This window comes from Borrelia turicatae 91E135 (assembly GCF_000012085.2).
Lineage (GTDB): Bacteria > Spirochaetota > Spirochaetia > Borreliales > Borreliaceae > Borrelia > Borrelia turicatae.
This window is the reverse complement of sequence record NC_008710.1, coordinates 538,410-553,099: the sequence shown is the minus strand read 5'-3', so window position 1 is coordinate 553,099 and position 14,690 is coordinate 538,410. Positions and strand designations below refer to the sequence as shown.

The window sequence follows — 14,690 nt, the reverse complement described above, 5'->3', positions numbered from 1 at the left end:
AAAAATGAATGCTTAAGTCAAGCATTCATTTTTAGGAGTTAAATTGAGCATAGATACTCTAGAATTTGAAGAAAACAATACCCAAAATGTTATAAAGGGTAATTTTGAATTTGAAGGATATATAGAAAGCAATAAACCAATAATCATTGAAGGGGTACTTAAAGGAATCATAAATTCTACAAGTTCAATATACCTAAGAGAAAAAGCTAATGTAGAAGCAGAAATCAAGTGTAATAATTTCCTAAATCATGGAACAATGAAAGGTAATGTAAAGGCTTTAGAAACAATAAAAATTTATAAAACTGGAAATTTAATCGGAAACATTAAAACAAAAGAACTCTTCATAGATTCAGGGGCACTCTTTAACGGAAATTGTGAAATGGAGGAAAAAAATGGTAAATAAAAATTTTTGCTCAAAAATAATTCTCATATTACTCTCATGCCTAAGCCTCCTAAATGCACAAGGAAAAGAAGATTCGCTTTTACTCTACAGACAAGGCAAATTTCAAGAAGCTATTCTCAATACCCAAAACGAAATAAAATACAATCCAAATAATTTAGATGCAAGAGTAATACTTATATGGAGTCTAATAGCAACAGGCGAATACAAAAGAGCAGAACTAGAATCCATCAAAGGACTTGAAATAAATAAACATGATGTAAGAATAATCCAAGCATTAGGAGAAGCCTATTTTTTTCAAGGACAATATAAAAACGCTCTTAAACATTTTCAAAAATATATTGGTCTTGAGCCTAATGGAGCAAGAATAGCTAAAGTATATATTTTAACTGCAGACTCTTTTTACAAACTTGAAAGATATAATGAAGCTGATTTCGCATATGAAAATGCTTTAAGATTTTTGCCAAATAATCAAAACATACTATTAAAGCTTGCAAAAGCAAGGTTTAATGCAAAAAATACAATCTTAGCAAAAGGAATTCTAACAAAATTGCTAACCTTAAATCCCAATCATTTAGAAGCAAAAAACCTGCTAAAAAAGATAGAAAAAAACAATCATAATCCTTGACATTATATTTGTAAGCATTTATCCTATTTATTAGTTTATTAATAAACATAGGGCTGCTAGCTCAGGTGGTCAGAGCATCGGATTCTTAACCCGCAGGTCACAGGTTCGAGTCCTGTGCAGCTCACTTGCATGGATTAAGCTAAGAATCTTGTTTATTTCAAGGTATTGACATACTATGAAATAAATGGTATAATTAGTTTTGGCAAATTTAACTATTTAAGGGCTCATAGCTCAGCTGGTAGAGCATCGCCCTTTTAAGGCGAGGGTCGTAGGTTCAAGCCCTACTGAGCTCAATTTTTTGTCCTCTTCGTCTAGTGGCCTAGGACTCCAGGTTTTCATCCTGGCAACAGGGGTTCAATTCCCCTAGAGGATGTAAATAGAGAATCTCATGGGGTTCTCTATTTTTCATTATTATATACAATTGTAGCAATTTATAGTAATTGTACATAATAATGAAAAATATCCTAGCGGTATTAATTTTATTAACAAGTTTTTATATAATATACGCAAACAAAAAAGAAATAAAATTCTCGATCAGCCATAACAATCAAAAAAAAATATACTATGATGAAGATAAAATAAATCACATTGTACTAAATCTTCAGATCAATGAAAATGCAAGCATAGAAATCAACACTCAAGACAAAAATTACTCATATAATATTCCAAAAATCATTAATCAAGATAAAATATTAACAATAGAAATCAAGATGAATAATATCAAATCTATCAATCTAAATAACATTATAATAAAAAATTCAAAGAATAAAACAGCAAGATCAAATCCTCAGAAATTTAAAATATTAATCAATCAAAATGAATATTTTATTAAATTTAATCTTAACAACAATATGTTTCCCATCATAGGCTTTAAAGCAAAAGAAATAATATTAAGTCCCATGATCACAAACTTATGTTCAGAAAAAGAATCTCAAAAAATAGTATTATCTAATTTTGTCAAGTACACATCACTAAACAATAAGAATGATGAAATAAAATCTACTAAAAATAACAATATGATTCAAATAAGCGAAATTGGATATATTGACATGAATGCTTACTACGATATAAATAAACCAATAAATTCTGATTTAAAATTCATTTTTAATTATAAAAAAGAAAACTATAGAAGAGATTCATTTGAGCTATTTAAGCTAATAGCAGAACCTGACATATATGTACTCAAATTCAAAAACTTAAACGATCAGTCTTTAATGTTAAAAAGAATTGCATTTTTTATCGAAAAAAAAGGATTTAGAGGAATGTTATTATCAAACAACGAGCTAAAAAATAAAGTAGGATGGAAAGGTCATAATTACAGACTTAAAGATATAATTACATTCTTCAATGTAGCACAAAAATCAAATATCAAACTAAATAAAGAAGAAATAATTTTAAAAAACTTAATTATAATTAATAAATTAGCACATATTGAAAACAATACAATTAAAATAAAAGACAAATCAAGAAATATTGCATTTGCAACTTATGCAGAAGATGAAACTATGTCAAAAACAGCCCAAATGACAATATTTATGCATGAAATCTTACACATGTATTTCTTTACAGACAATAATTTCAATAAAGCAATCTTTAATTTCTGGAATAAAAATGTCTCATCTAAAGACAAAAAAGCCTGGATCAAATTTTTAGACAATAAAGGTTATGATGTTAAATCTCAATATTTAATAATAAACGAATTCTTCACCTATACCACGCAAATTTCAAAAAAAGATATTGCAAAATATTTGACTAACAGCAAATATTTTTCCAAATTTGGACTAAAGAGATATGAAAAATGGGCTATAACATTAGAAGAATTATTATGGAAATCAAAAGGACTAATAGCCGGGGAACTATTAATCCTTTTTGAAGGCAAAATATGATATATGCTAACAAAACTTCAAATTAATTATCCTTTTCTGGAAGTAAAATAATCTCTGCCCCTTGCTTAAAATCTATTTTCTTAAACAACATATTTATGATGTCTTTACTTAAATTATTTTCAATAAATTTATCACTGAAAGTATCTTTTAAAGCACCATACCAAAGAATTGAACCTAATATCTTTGAAAGCCAATACCCATTAGATTCAGAACGAATACTATTATTTTTAATAATATTTTTCTTAATATAATCAAAATCTTTGTCTACGAAATCTGATTTTTGTTTTTCTAAGATATACTCATTAACAACCTGCAATACACTATCTAAAACCTTAGGTTCAACCGTAAAATACACAGTCATAAAACCATCTGAATTAGAATGTTTTCTAAGCAAATACTCAAAAGAGACTCCTATTGAATAAACACTAGACATCTCCCTTCTAACGGTTTTAATAAGATTTTCAGTTAATAGCGATGCTAAAGCCTCATAATTTAAAATATTCTCAGGTGTATAATTGAACTTAAAAGGATACAAAATGTACACTAGACTACTTGAATCCTCACCCTTTTTTATAACTATTCTATCCGTGCTTTTTTTATAAGAATAATCCAAATCTCTAAACTCATTCAATTTTTTTGAATTTAAATTACCTAAATACTTACTTGAAAGATTTTTTATTGTCTCTAAATCAACATCTCCTACAAAGACAAATTTGAAGTTGTTTGCATAAGTAAACCTTTTTTTATAAAAATCTAAAAGAACATCTTTAGATACATTTTTCAAATCAGATTCTTTAATATCTCTCAAACGATAATCATCATTGTTATAAAATCGCTCAACAGCACTATAAAAAAGATGTTTAGAACTATTTTCTCTACTCTTAATTCTTGCTTGTATATCATCAATGATACTTTGTAAAACAACATCATCTATCTTTGGCTCATTAAAGGTAAAGTATATAAGCCTAAAAAGAGTTTCAAGATCTTTAATATCAGCACTACCATTAATGCTTGTCATTTGATCACCAACTGTTGGTGACAAACTTACAATTTTGTCTGACAAATATTTTTCAATTTGAAGCTGAGAATAATCTCCATACCCTGAACTAGAAACTACTCTTGGGGCCAAAGACAAAACAGGTATAAGCTCAGCATTCTCACTTAACAAACCACCCCAAGAGGATGCACTAAAATTGACTACATTTTGCTTATTCTCATTATGTTTAAAATAAACTTCAACTCCATTTTCCAGAATAAAGGATGAAATTCCATCTAACAATTCTTGCTCATCAATAATATCTTTGCGTTCCAAAGACTTTTTAAAGAATTCCCCTTGAATCGATACATCATCATAAGGTTTAATTTCTCTCTCTAAAGCAAAATTACGCAATTCTTTCATCTCTTCAAAAGTTAAATTGGGATGAGACTTATTAGAATAAGAATAAATAATAGCCATATCATCTATAGATGCTTCATTCCTGGCAAAATCTGATATTGTTTTTAAACTAATTTTACTTAGATGATCAATAAAAATATCAAAATACTCATCCATATCAAACATCAAATAACCTTGAGACGCCACATCTACTAAAGTATGCGCAATACTAGATGAATATCGCTTATTGATATTATCCTTGTTTAGTTTAGCAGAACTTATAAGCTTAGATTTGATCTTATCGATTTCCCCCTTCGTAAAACCAAACCTCTTAATCCTCTCAATCTCATAAAAAAATCCTTCAATAGCTTCTTTAAAATGCTCTGGATTAATTTTAAAAGAAATTTCATTAATTAAAATATAATTATTATCTGATTTAAATTGTGAATCAAATTTATCAAAGGACATAAAATAATTTGTTCCAGCAATCTTTAACTCATAAAATCTATTTACAAAAAGCTCGTCTAATAAGGTTTTTTCAACTAATCTTTTAACATCATCAATAGTATTAAAATTATTCTCAATCTTCTTTTTAACAACAAAATTCATACTAGGAAATGGGGTCTCAATATCTTCTATACTTACAAAAGTTTTATCAATAATAGTATCCAAACTTATTTTAACCCTTTCAGGCTCACTTACTGGTTTTTCTAACGATGCAAATCGTTCTCTTACTTTCTTTTCAATTTTCTCAGGGGCAATATCTCCCACAATAATGATGCTAGTAAGATCTGGTCTATACCATTTCTTATAAAATTTCTTAAAGTCTTCTGATTTAAAAGATAAAATTCTCTCTTCAAGTCCAATAGGAAATCTGACTGCATATTTACTATTATTAAAAATAACCCCAAATATTTTTTCAGCTACCCTACCAGCATAATTCTCTCTACGCTTTTTCTCTTCAAGAATAACATTACGCTCTTTATCTATTTCTACTTCATCAAATTTAACTTGGAAAGCCCAGTTCCTTAACACATTCAAAGCCTCATCAATCTCTGATTCATTACCACCATCTGGCAAATCAAGATGATAATAAGTTTTATCAAAACTAGTATAAGCATTAATATCAGCTCCAAATTTCATCCCAAATTTTTTAAGAACTTCCAACATACCCTCACTACCAGGATAATCCGTTGTACCCTTAAAAGCCATATGTTCAAGATAATGCGCCAAACCTCTCTCATTTTCCTCTTCGTTTAAAGAGCCAACATTAAACAAAATCCCCATATGAACAGCCTTACTTGGAAGTTGATTGCCATAAATATAATATTTAAGTCCATTTTTAAGTTGTCCACTTACTAAGTTTTTATCGACCTTTAACTTAGAAGATGAACAAGATAAAAAAAGAAAGACCAAAATTAAAAAGATAAATTTTAATATGCTAATATTGTCAATATGTTCATATTTCATTTTATTTTCCTTGAGTTGATTTTTACGTTATAAATTTTTTTAATTTCTTTAAGAATAGATGAAAATCCAAAATCATACCAATCATTGACACCCTTTAACCTAGCAAGAGGAAACAATTCATAAAATAAAAATAAAAGTTCTCCTTTAGATAACTTTGAAATATCATCAAGGTAAACTCTCTTATTCAATTCCCCAACATAAACAAAAGGTTTCAATTTATCTAAAACAAATTTACTGAAATCAGGATTTACAATACTCATCTCATAAATTTCGATAGTAGTATGCTCATTTGATAAGCTATCATAACTTTTAAAGGATACTGGCTCTAAAATCATAAACTTACCATCTTGAATACCTACATTGCGCCCATCTAAAGTTTTCAAAAACCCATCATTATCATCAAAGTAAACAAAAATGTCTAAAGCTTTCGAGGCCTTTAAGACAAACTTCGAACTATTATAATTTTCTGGAGGTTGTAGAGTATTAATATGTTGAATACCATCCAACTCATTACCACCACTTAAAACCTCAAAACCCATTTCAGACAAAACCTGCTTAGCTAAATCAATATATGTAAAAAGCTCATTCTTTTGAGTTAAATATCTCTCTCGATCCAATAAGTGGATCACAAATAATAGATCTTTCTTCTCAAGACTGCGATAAAAATCAATACTCTCTAAATTAATCCCAAAACTAAAACCATGAACAAAAAAAATCAGAATAGTTATAAAATACCTACCCATATATATCTCTCATACATATCACTTTACTACTTTAACTCCAAAAAAACAGGACAATGATCACTACCCATGACCTCTCTTAAAATTAAAGCATCTTTTACCTTTGATTTAAAAAATTCATTTACAATAAAATAATCAATTCTCCAGCCTATATTACGCTCTCTTGCCCTTGTTTTATAATCCCACCAGGTATAGTTCCCCGGATCCATGTTAAACATTCTAAATGTATCCACATAACCTCCATTTAAAAAGTTATCCATCCAAGTAGTCTCCTCAATGTAAAAACCAGCAGATTCTCTGCTGGTCTTAGGATTAGCCAAATCAATCTCCGTATGCGCAATATTAAAATCACCACAAATGACAATATTTTTTCCAGAAGTTACAAACATATTTGCAATAGACTCAAGACTCATTAAAAATTCAAGCTTATAAGGAAGTCTTTTTCTTAAAGATTGAGAATTAGGAAAATATGCATTAATAAGAATAAAATCACGATAATGAGCAATAAGACATCTTCCTTCCCTATCAAATATTTCCATATTCATATTTTCTAATTTAATAGGCTTAACCTTTGAATAAAGACCAACCCCGCTATAACCCTTTATTATGGATTTTGAAAAATATGAATAATACCCTTCAATATTAATAAGCTCCTTTGGTAACTGTTCTTTGAAAGCCTTAGTTTCCTGAAGACACAAAACATCCGGATTATATTTCTCAATAAACTCAAGAAAACCTTTACCAAAAATAGCTCTTATTCCATTGACATTCCAAGAAATCAAATTCATAATTATTTACCAATTCAAATCACATATGTATCTGAAGACCATCATAAGCCAAATAAATATTATCTCTCTTTAGATAATCAAATTCTTCATGCATTACATCATGTGAAATATGTGTAAAATAAGCAATCTTAGGATCTATTTTTTTAACCTCAACAATAGCATCATCAAAATTCAAATGTCCAGGATGAGGTTTAAGCCTTAAAGCATCTATTACTAGTACATCCAATCCCTTTAAATAATTGTAAGAAATTTCAGGAATAAATTTAACATCAGTAAGATATGCTAGATTGTTTATTCTATATCCTAAACTAATTATATCCCCATGTAATAAAGGAATGGGCATTATCTTTATTCCTCTAAAAAAAATTTGCTGTAAATCCACCGCCAAATTAGGAATAATATTTGCTTTCCCACTTATAGACACTTTTGATGAAAAATTATGCGGAAAAGCATTTCTAATATGTTGCATTGTACTCTCTCGCGCATAAATAGACAAAGGAGCACCTCTTGTATAAAATTTAATATCATCAAGACCCATAATATGATCATAATGCTCATGAGTATACAATACCAAATCTAACTTAACGATATTTTCTCTTAAAAGCTGTTCTCTGATATCAGGACCTGTATCAATTAACAAGTTCATTCCATATAAATTGATTAAAAATGAACTCCTAAGCCTCTTGTTTTTACCAAAGTTTAAACTGCATACCCTACAATCGCAACTCAACATAGGAACACCACTTGAAGAACCGGTTCCTAAAAAGATTCCCAACATGTACCACTATTGCCTCTTAAAGAATCCAATTATACCACACTAAAACCAAACAATAAAAGAAAATAATATATCAAACAAGAAATAATAAACAAAAAAGACAAAATTGAAACCATTTACAGTTAAAATTCTAAGGTATTGTATCACAAACCATTCAGAAAAAGAAATTATAAACTATGTCAAGTATAATTAATTATAACTCCAATTTTATATTTTCAAATAAAAATTTAAAAAGTTATAATCAATACTTAAAGTTAAACAAAATAAATACCAACTCACTAACTTATTGAGTTATAAATTATATTATATCATTATAATCTACTTTATAACTCAATAAATTATTTTGTAAATAGAGTTTTTATGCTTATAATTATTTAAGGAAAAATTATTTTTTATGCATGAACAATCTTATGAAACAATATTTTTAATAAGCTTTAGTATATTTTTAATAATAAATTTCTTCAATTTTAAAAGAGAATTTTCTTACGAAGATTATTTCATAATTTTCCCAGGAATATTTTTTATAATTACTCTATATCTCATAGAGGTTAGACCATTAATGTTCTATACAGGATCCATATTTTTATTTTTCTTAATAACAACTACCATGAAAACCATAAAAACAATAATTCTTAGAAGACAAACAAAAAAGAAAGATAATAAACTTAGAAGAATTATTTTTACTATTCCATTTAAAATAATGATAGTACTACCATCAATAATGGTAGTACTAATTGCAACAATATTTTCATACCTTGGATTCTTTACAGACTACCAAAAAGATGTCAATTCCACCTACAAAATAGGATTTACAAAAGTTAAAGATCACAAGAATAATTTAAATCTATCAGTTTGGTATCCAATCAGTCTTACCCTAGGCTTTAAAAGCCAAAATCCTTTTTTTTATTACGATTTTAATCCATTTTTCATAAATGAAATGAACTATCTGCCAAAATATGAAAATGTATATAAAGATGCCCCAATTAGTGACAATCAAAAACTATATGATAGTATCTTAGTTATACTTCCCTTTTATTCTCATGATTCAATGTTTAAATCATTTGTAAACAGATTAGTTAAAAAAGGAAACATTGTATATCTATATGCTCCACAATACAGACATATAAATACTCATAATTTTATTAAAAATAAAAATGCAGGATTGTTAGCTCACATTTCTAACACAACTATTAAGTATCTAATAGAGCCTATTAAAATTTTCAGCGACAGAAAAGACAAAATATCTGAAGTTACAGAGATTCAAAATATTCTTGAACTTATTAAATCAACTCAAAAATTAAAATTTCTAAATCTAAGAACAGATCTAAATCAATTAACTCTAATTACAATGGGAAATCAAGCAAATATTGCAAATGAAATCATTAGTAAAAACAAACAAATAAAAAAATACATAAACATCGGTGGCAAACCTCAAAGCTCAAAAATAAAAGCATTGCAACTACTAATAAAGCAAGATGAAAATGAATGGCAAAAAACAGACATAGATCCATCCTCTATAAAAGTAATCAACATGAATCATATTGGTGAAATTTCTGATTTCATCTTTAGTAGAAGTTATTTAGAAAGTTTCAATTTCTTTAAAGACAAAAAATTAATGCTACCAAGATTTGATTTTATAACCAACGAAATCAATCAATTTATTGAGGACAGAGGATCTTAAAAATGCAAAAAAAATTTATACTGTTAACAATATGTTTGACATTACTAACAGTAAAGAGTTACTGCATTGAAGAAATAATTGAAATAAACACTGAAATACAAAAAGAAAAATACATTCCCTTTTTACTAAGTAAAGGAATAAGTCAAGTAGAAGATCTTGTAAAATACACATTGAAAATGAATCCTTACCTTGAAGCAGAATATGTTAAAACAATTGCACAAACTTATATAGATGAGGCCATAATTGAAGGAATAAATTATGATATTGCCTATGCTCAAATGCTACTTGAAACGGGAATTTTAAAATTCAATGGTATCGTCTCTAAAGAGCAACACAACTTCTCAGGTATAGGAGCTACTGACAACTTTACAAAGGGAAGTTCTTTTTCTAATATTAAAGAAGGAATAAGAGCTCATATTCAACATTTAAAAGCTTATGCCTCAAGACAAAACATAAAATCCAATATGGTTGATCCTAGATTTTATCTAGTGCAAAGAGGATCTGCTCCAACAATATACGATCTTACGGGAAAATGGGCCAAAGATAAGTTTTATGACAAAAAGTTAAAGAAAATATTGCTTGGACTATTAGAATCTGATAATGCAAAAAAATAAGGATACTATATTAGACATATTAGAATGGATATACAATAAATACAATAAACGCGAATTTGTTCATCCAGATCCACTAGAATTTTTATACAAATATACAGAAAAAGAAGACATCGAACTGGCAGGTCTTATTAGCTCATCACTCGCACTAGGAAGAGTTGAGAGAATATTAACAGCAATTGAGTCTGTTTTAAAACCACTTGGAAATAAACCTTCAAAAACACTTAAAACACTTAAAAAAGAAGAATTAGACATAATATACAAAGATTTTACTTATAGATTTTTCAAAACAGAAGATATTGTAAGACTATTAATGTCCTTTAAGAAAGTAAAAGAAAAATACTTAACAATTGAAAATTTACTTCATAACATTTACAAAAAAAATAAAAATTTCATATCAAGCCTAGACGACCTAATAACACAAATGGAAAACATCAATGGACACCAATTTGGCATAATACTTCCAAAACCTTCAAGAGGAAGTGCCTGTAAAAGACTATTTCTATTCTTAAGATGGATGATAAGAAAAGATGATGTTGACTTAGGAATTTGGAATAAATTTAGCCCATCAAATTTAATAGTTCCAATGGATACTCACATGACAAATATCTCATCGAAACTATTTAATCTCAAAAACAAAAAAAATGTAAGTATTCAAAGAGCAATAGAAGTAACAAAACATTTTGCAAAAGAGAATAAAGATGATCCTGTCAAATATGATTTTTCTTTAACCCGGTTTGGAATAAACAGAGAATTTAATAAAGAAGAACTATTTACAAATATTTTCAAACTTTAAATACTAGGCATTAAAATATTAATACTGCAAAAACTTATGAAAATTTCAGAAAATTTAAATAAGAGCAAACATTTTAATTGCAAGTAAATGTTATTCAACAATTACTCAAGGAGGTTTTACCTAAAGAAAAAATGAAAACAAATTCAGTGATAATAAAATATAAAAGTCAAAACACAAAAGCATCTCTAAATTTATTTAATAAAAAAACTTAAATTTATCTTACGGTACAATAGTATTTAATAATTACAGCACAAAAATTTTTATCAAGAAAAACATATAAAAAAAACATTAATAAACAACTTTAAAAGCATTGCCCAAAATCCTAATGCCTTCAAGGGTTAAATACAAATTTGATACAAAATCTAAACTTATTAAAGGTAAAACCAAATAAGAATTGCCACCTGTAATTATCAATTTAAATTTCCTATCATAGTTACGCATAAGATCATGATAAACACCTTCTATTAAATATTTATACTGATAAATCACACCACTATTTACACTATCAACAGTTGATAAGCCTAGCAATTTCTTTGGTACTGCAAGATCAAAATCAGTTAAAAGATATGCATTCTCAATTAATGCATTCAAACTTGTGAAAGGCCCACCATTAATAAGGCCACCAAGTATGCCTTCCTTTCTGCTAATCGCAAAAATAGTACAAGCTGTTCCAAGATCTACTACTAAAGCATCATTAATATTATAATACTCAATAGCTCCAACAAGATTTGCAAAAACATCCGACCCTAATACAAATCGATTGGTATTATAAAGATCAAAACTTAAGTCATAATTTAAATCAAATCTAATGAATAAAGGATTCACCTTATAAAGAGCAACAATTACATTAATGAGTACTTTATCAATAACTGGCACAACACTACTTACAAAAACTTGATCAACCTTGCAGTCAAATTTAAATTTAAGAAACTCATAAAGCTCCTTAAAACTCAAATCACGTTTTGTGCTAAGCTTACAAAATATCTGCATTTTATCCAGTCCATATAACGCAAAAGATATACTGGTGTTTCCAATATCAATGATTAACTGAACTGAAGCAACAAGTTTACTCATCAATATCCTTAAGTACCTTTATATCATCAAATCTTAAGAGAATTTTCATATCATCTGGCTTCTTAGGTGTTATTTTTAAAACCAATATCTTATTATCAGAATAATATCTCCATCCATCAGAATATATGTAAAACCGAGGATCTGTAAACCAACTAATATTCCTAAACTTAACCAAGGTAGGATTTGAAATACCTTTAAAAAAGAAATACCCAGGAGAATTTAAATTACGATTAAAATCAATAGAATAAAACGCATTAGAAAAATTAAAATTTACAATCTTTGACGCACCATATATCCAATGTCCAATCCCAAGATTTGGAAACAAACTAAATTTCGGAATATAATCATTATCAACAATATCAGCATAATAATTTTCATAAGGAATCTTCTCGATATCAGGTTTAAGTAAAGAATAATAAATAGCATTAAAAGCAAATTCCAAAATTAAATCATCACCTAATTGGAAAGCAAGTCTTTTAAGTAAGCCGGCAATCTTAAGTGTATATTCAAAATCCCAAGACAAGTCATCCTTATTATCAGAAACATACGCTTCTCCATGACTAGTTACAGAAAATAAAGTAGATACAAATTTAGTTAACTCTTCCCTAAGTCTCCCAAGCACAAAACTATCATTATCAAATTGCAAGAATATAATATAATTAGAAAGCACATTATAAGCCTGGGTTAAACTAAATCCAGAAGCCAATATTACTTCCGGTTTCCTTAAAATATCTAATGCACCATTTAAAATGGAAATATTTTCAGATAAAAAAATTTTCTCCAAAAGATATGCATCTTCTTTTAAATATCTTAAAAGCTTATCCGACTCAAGCGAATTAATAAAAGTTTTATTTACAGATAAATATCGAAAAAATTTACCAAGTCTTTCTGCATTAACATAATAACTTGCACTTAAATATGTTAAATGATCTTCATTAAGGTCAATTAAAGACTTAAGATTTAAAAAAGTAGCTTCATAATTAGGTCTTCTCAAAGACTCAGCTAAAAGATAAATAAATATATCCTCATCAAAAGAATATACATTACCTCTACGCCATCCACCCTTTTCAACACTAAAGTTTGATTTATGACTCCATGCATCATAGGCTTTATTTCTAAATTCAAGCAATGCTGAGTCAAAAAAACTTTTATCTACCTTCTTAATTAATGAATAAACAACCGGTGAATTTATATCTAGAGGAATATCCCTAGAAGGTTCTCTAGAGATCAATTCATCTGAGGTCTGAGATTCTTCAACCAAATTTCCGATCTGAAAAACTTCCTGAGGACTAACTGAAATTTCTCTCTCATTCATTTGACTATGTTTTCCCAAAGCAACCTCAAAATGACCATCTGTACCCTTAATAATAATATTTTCATCAAATAAAACTTTATAATCACTCTCAATTTCATAACTAATTAGTAGTTTTTTAGAAAGATTTGAACTAACATTAAAATTATCATTTGAATCAAATGAAAATAGTAAGAAAATATTATTTTCAAAATAAACATGAATGGCATTATCCTGCACTTTATAAGAAATGGGATAAAGATGAAGCCCATTTGCAGGAATAATAATCGGTTTGGTTTTAGATAAATTTATCTTAATACCCCTTATACTAAGGATAAGACTATCTAAAACATACTGACTATCTTCAACTTTATTATTAACTAATAATTTTAAATCCTTTAATAAAAATACATTTAAACTTAAATCTCTAAACTGAATAAAAACAATCAAAAATAAAAATAGAATACCAATTAACAAGTAAAAAAAACTTAAACCGCAATATTTATTCATATCATTAAATATTAATAATAAAGAATTAAAATATCAACATCGGTTGTATAAAAGCAAAAAACTTAATAAACTTAATAGAAGTATGTACAGTCAATATAAATAGGAGTAAAAAAATAAATGAAGATTCCAAAAAACTATATCCCAGGAACAAATCCATATAAATCTCTTCCCAAGAAACCTATTATTGAATCAAAAAAATTATCAAAAAAACAAGAACAAATAAATGCAGAAATAATGAATTCACAAGAAAGAATACTAAAACTATACATGAGAAGATTACAAAAAAAAGATCAAATAATTCTTCAAAACTTCATCATGGAAGGACACAAAGTTGGCTCTAAGATTTTTAACAACTTGTCAAGAATTTTAAAAGAAATAATAACTATAATGAATATAGAATCTCTAAAAGTACTACTTAGAAATACAAAAAATCCTATAAAAAAACTTTATATCAAGTTTTCAACTTGGACACTAAACAAACTATTAAAATCTATTAACAGCTCAAACATAACACAAGATAAACAAACATCTAAAAAAAATGTAAAAAAATAAGAAACTAAAAACAAATAATCCAACTTTCCTGAATAACTAATAAAAATTTTTAAAGGCAGTTTTTCACATACATAAAAGCTCAAGCTATTAAATTCAAAAGTCACAAAACTTTA

At 27.5% G+C, this 14,690-nt stretch carries 13 protein-coding genes and 3 tRNA genes; 10 read left to right on the top strand and 6 right to left on the bottom strand.

Features of this window, described 5'->3' with window-relative positions; genetic code table 11:
* The first annotated feature begins 43 nt into the window (after positions 1 to 43).
* From BT0_RS02695 to BT0_RS02670, 6 genes are all read left to right on the top strand, one after another.
* Complete coding sequence (locus BT0_RS02695; RefSeq protein WP_011772479.1) at positions 44 to 403, top strand: bactofilin family protein; 360 nt, start codon at positions 44 to 46, stop codon at positions 401 to 403.
* Complete coding sequence (locus BT0_RS02690; RefSeq protein WP_041178492.1) at positions 393 to 1,028, top strand: tetratricopeptide repeat protein; 636 nt, start codon at positions 393 to 395, stop codon at positions 1,026 to 1,028. Before BT0_RS02695 ends, BT0_RS02690 begins: the two co-directional genes overlap by 11 nt.
* 50 nt (positions 1,029 to 1,078) lie before the next feature.
* Positions 1,079 to 1,152 (top strand) — tRNA-Lys (locus BT0_RS02685).
* Positions 1,153 to 1,248: 96 nt separating this feature from the next.
* Positions 1,249 to 1,321, top strand: a tRNA-Lys gene (locus BT0_RS02680).
* 7 nt (positions 1,322 to 1,328) lie between these two features.
* A tRNA-Glu gene (locus BT0_RS02675) sits at positions 1,329 to 1,401 on the top strand.
* A gap of 79 nt (positions 1,402 to 1,480) precedes the next feature.
* Positions 1,481 to 2,914, top strand: a complete 1,434-nt coding sequence (locus BT0_RS02670; protein WP_041178491.1) for a hypothetical protein — start codon at positions 1,481 to 1,483, stop codon at positions 2,912 to 2,914.
* Positions 2,915 to 2,936: 22 nt separating this feature from the next.
* Here the strand turns inward: BT0_RS02670 and BT0_RS02665 are convergent, their stop codons facing one another.
* From BT0_RS02665 to BT0_RS02650, 4 genes are read right to left on the bottom strand one after another with little or no spacing between them, the layout of a single operon-like run.
* Positions 2,937 to 5,759: a M16 family metallopeptidase gene (locus BT0_RS02665; protein ID WP_011772476.1), complete on the bottom strand. Its 2,823-nt coding sequence runs from the start codon at positions 5,757 to 5,759 to the stop codon at positions 2,937 to 2,939.
* Entirely contained in the window at positions 5,756 to 6,502 is a 747-nt protein-coding gene (locus tag BT0_RS02660) for a hypothetical protein (RefSeq protein WP_011772475.1), read from the bottom strand. The genes BT0_RS02665 and BT0_RS02660 overlap by 4 nt, the downstream gene beginning before the upstream one ends.
* 26 nt (positions 6,503 to 6,528) lie before the next feature.
* Positions 6,529 to 7,287 (bottom strand): exodeoxyribonuclease III, encoded by a 759-nt coding sequence (gene xth / locus BT0_RS02655; protein ID WP_011772474.1) that lies wholly within the window; start codon positions 7,285 to 7,287, stop codon positions 6,529 to 6,531.
* A gap of 19 nt (positions 7,288 to 7,306) precedes the next feature.
* The gene (locus tag BT0_RS02650; RefSeq protein WP_011772473.1) at positions 7,307 to 8,065 is read right to left on the bottom strand and encodes an MBL fold metallo-hydrolase; all 759 of its coding nucleotides are present in this window, start codon (positions 8,063 to 8,065) and stop codon (positions 7,307 to 7,309) included.
* A gap of 391 nt (positions 8,066 to 8,456) precedes the next feature.
* Between BT0_RS02650 and BT0_RS02645 the strand changes: the two genes are divergently transcribed.
* From BT0_RS02645 to BT0_RS02635, 3 genes are read left to right on the top strand one after another with little or no spacing between them, the layout of a single operon-like run.
* On the top strand, positions 8,457 to 9,743 hold the full coding sequence (locus BT0_RS02645; protein WP_011772472.1) for a hypothetical protein: 1,287 nt from the start codon (positions 8,457 to 8,459) through the stop codon (positions 9,741 to 9,743).
* Positions 9,744 to 9,745: 2 nt separating this feature from the next.
* Positions 9,746 to 10,357, top strand: a complete 612-nt coding sequence (locus BT0_RS02640) for a glucosaminidase domain-containing protein (RefSeq protein WP_011772471.1) — start codon at positions 9,746 to 9,748, stop codon at positions 10,355 to 10,357.
* Positions 10,344 to 11,150 carry a TIGR02757 family protein gene (locus tag BT0_RS02635; protein WP_011772470.1) on the top strand — a complete coding sequence of 269 codons (807 nt, stop codon included), beginning with the start codon at positions 10,344 to 10,346 and terminating at the stop codon, positions 11,148 to 11,150. The genes BT0_RS02640 and BT0_RS02635 overlap by 14 nt, the downstream gene beginning before the upstream one ends.
* Positions 11,151 to 11,438: 288 nt before the next feature.
* Here BT0_RS02635 and BT0_RS02630 read toward each other — a convergent pair whose 3' ends face one another.
* Complete coding sequence (locus BT0_RS02630) at positions 11,439 to 12,224, bottom strand: type III pantothenate kinase (protein ID WP_041178490.1); 786 nt, start codon at positions 12,222 to 12,224, stop codon at positions 11,439 to 11,441.
* A complete protein-coding gene (locus tag BT0_RS02625; RefSeq protein WP_011772468.1) occupies positions 12,217 to 14,025 on the bottom strand; it encodes a hypothetical protein in 1,809 nt (602 codons plus the stop codon). The genes BT0_RS02630 and BT0_RS02625 overlap by 8 nt, the downstream gene beginning before the upstream one ends.
* Positions 14,026 to 14,142: 117 nt before the next feature.
* On the opposite strand from BT0_RS02625, the gene BT0_RS02620 reads away from it, so the two are divergent.
* A complete protein-coding gene (locus BT0_RS02620; protein ID WP_011772467.1) occupies positions 14,143 to 14,577 on the top strand; it encodes a hypothetical protein in 435 nt (144 codons plus the stop codon).
* Positions 14,578 to 14,690: the final 113 nt, after the last annotated feature.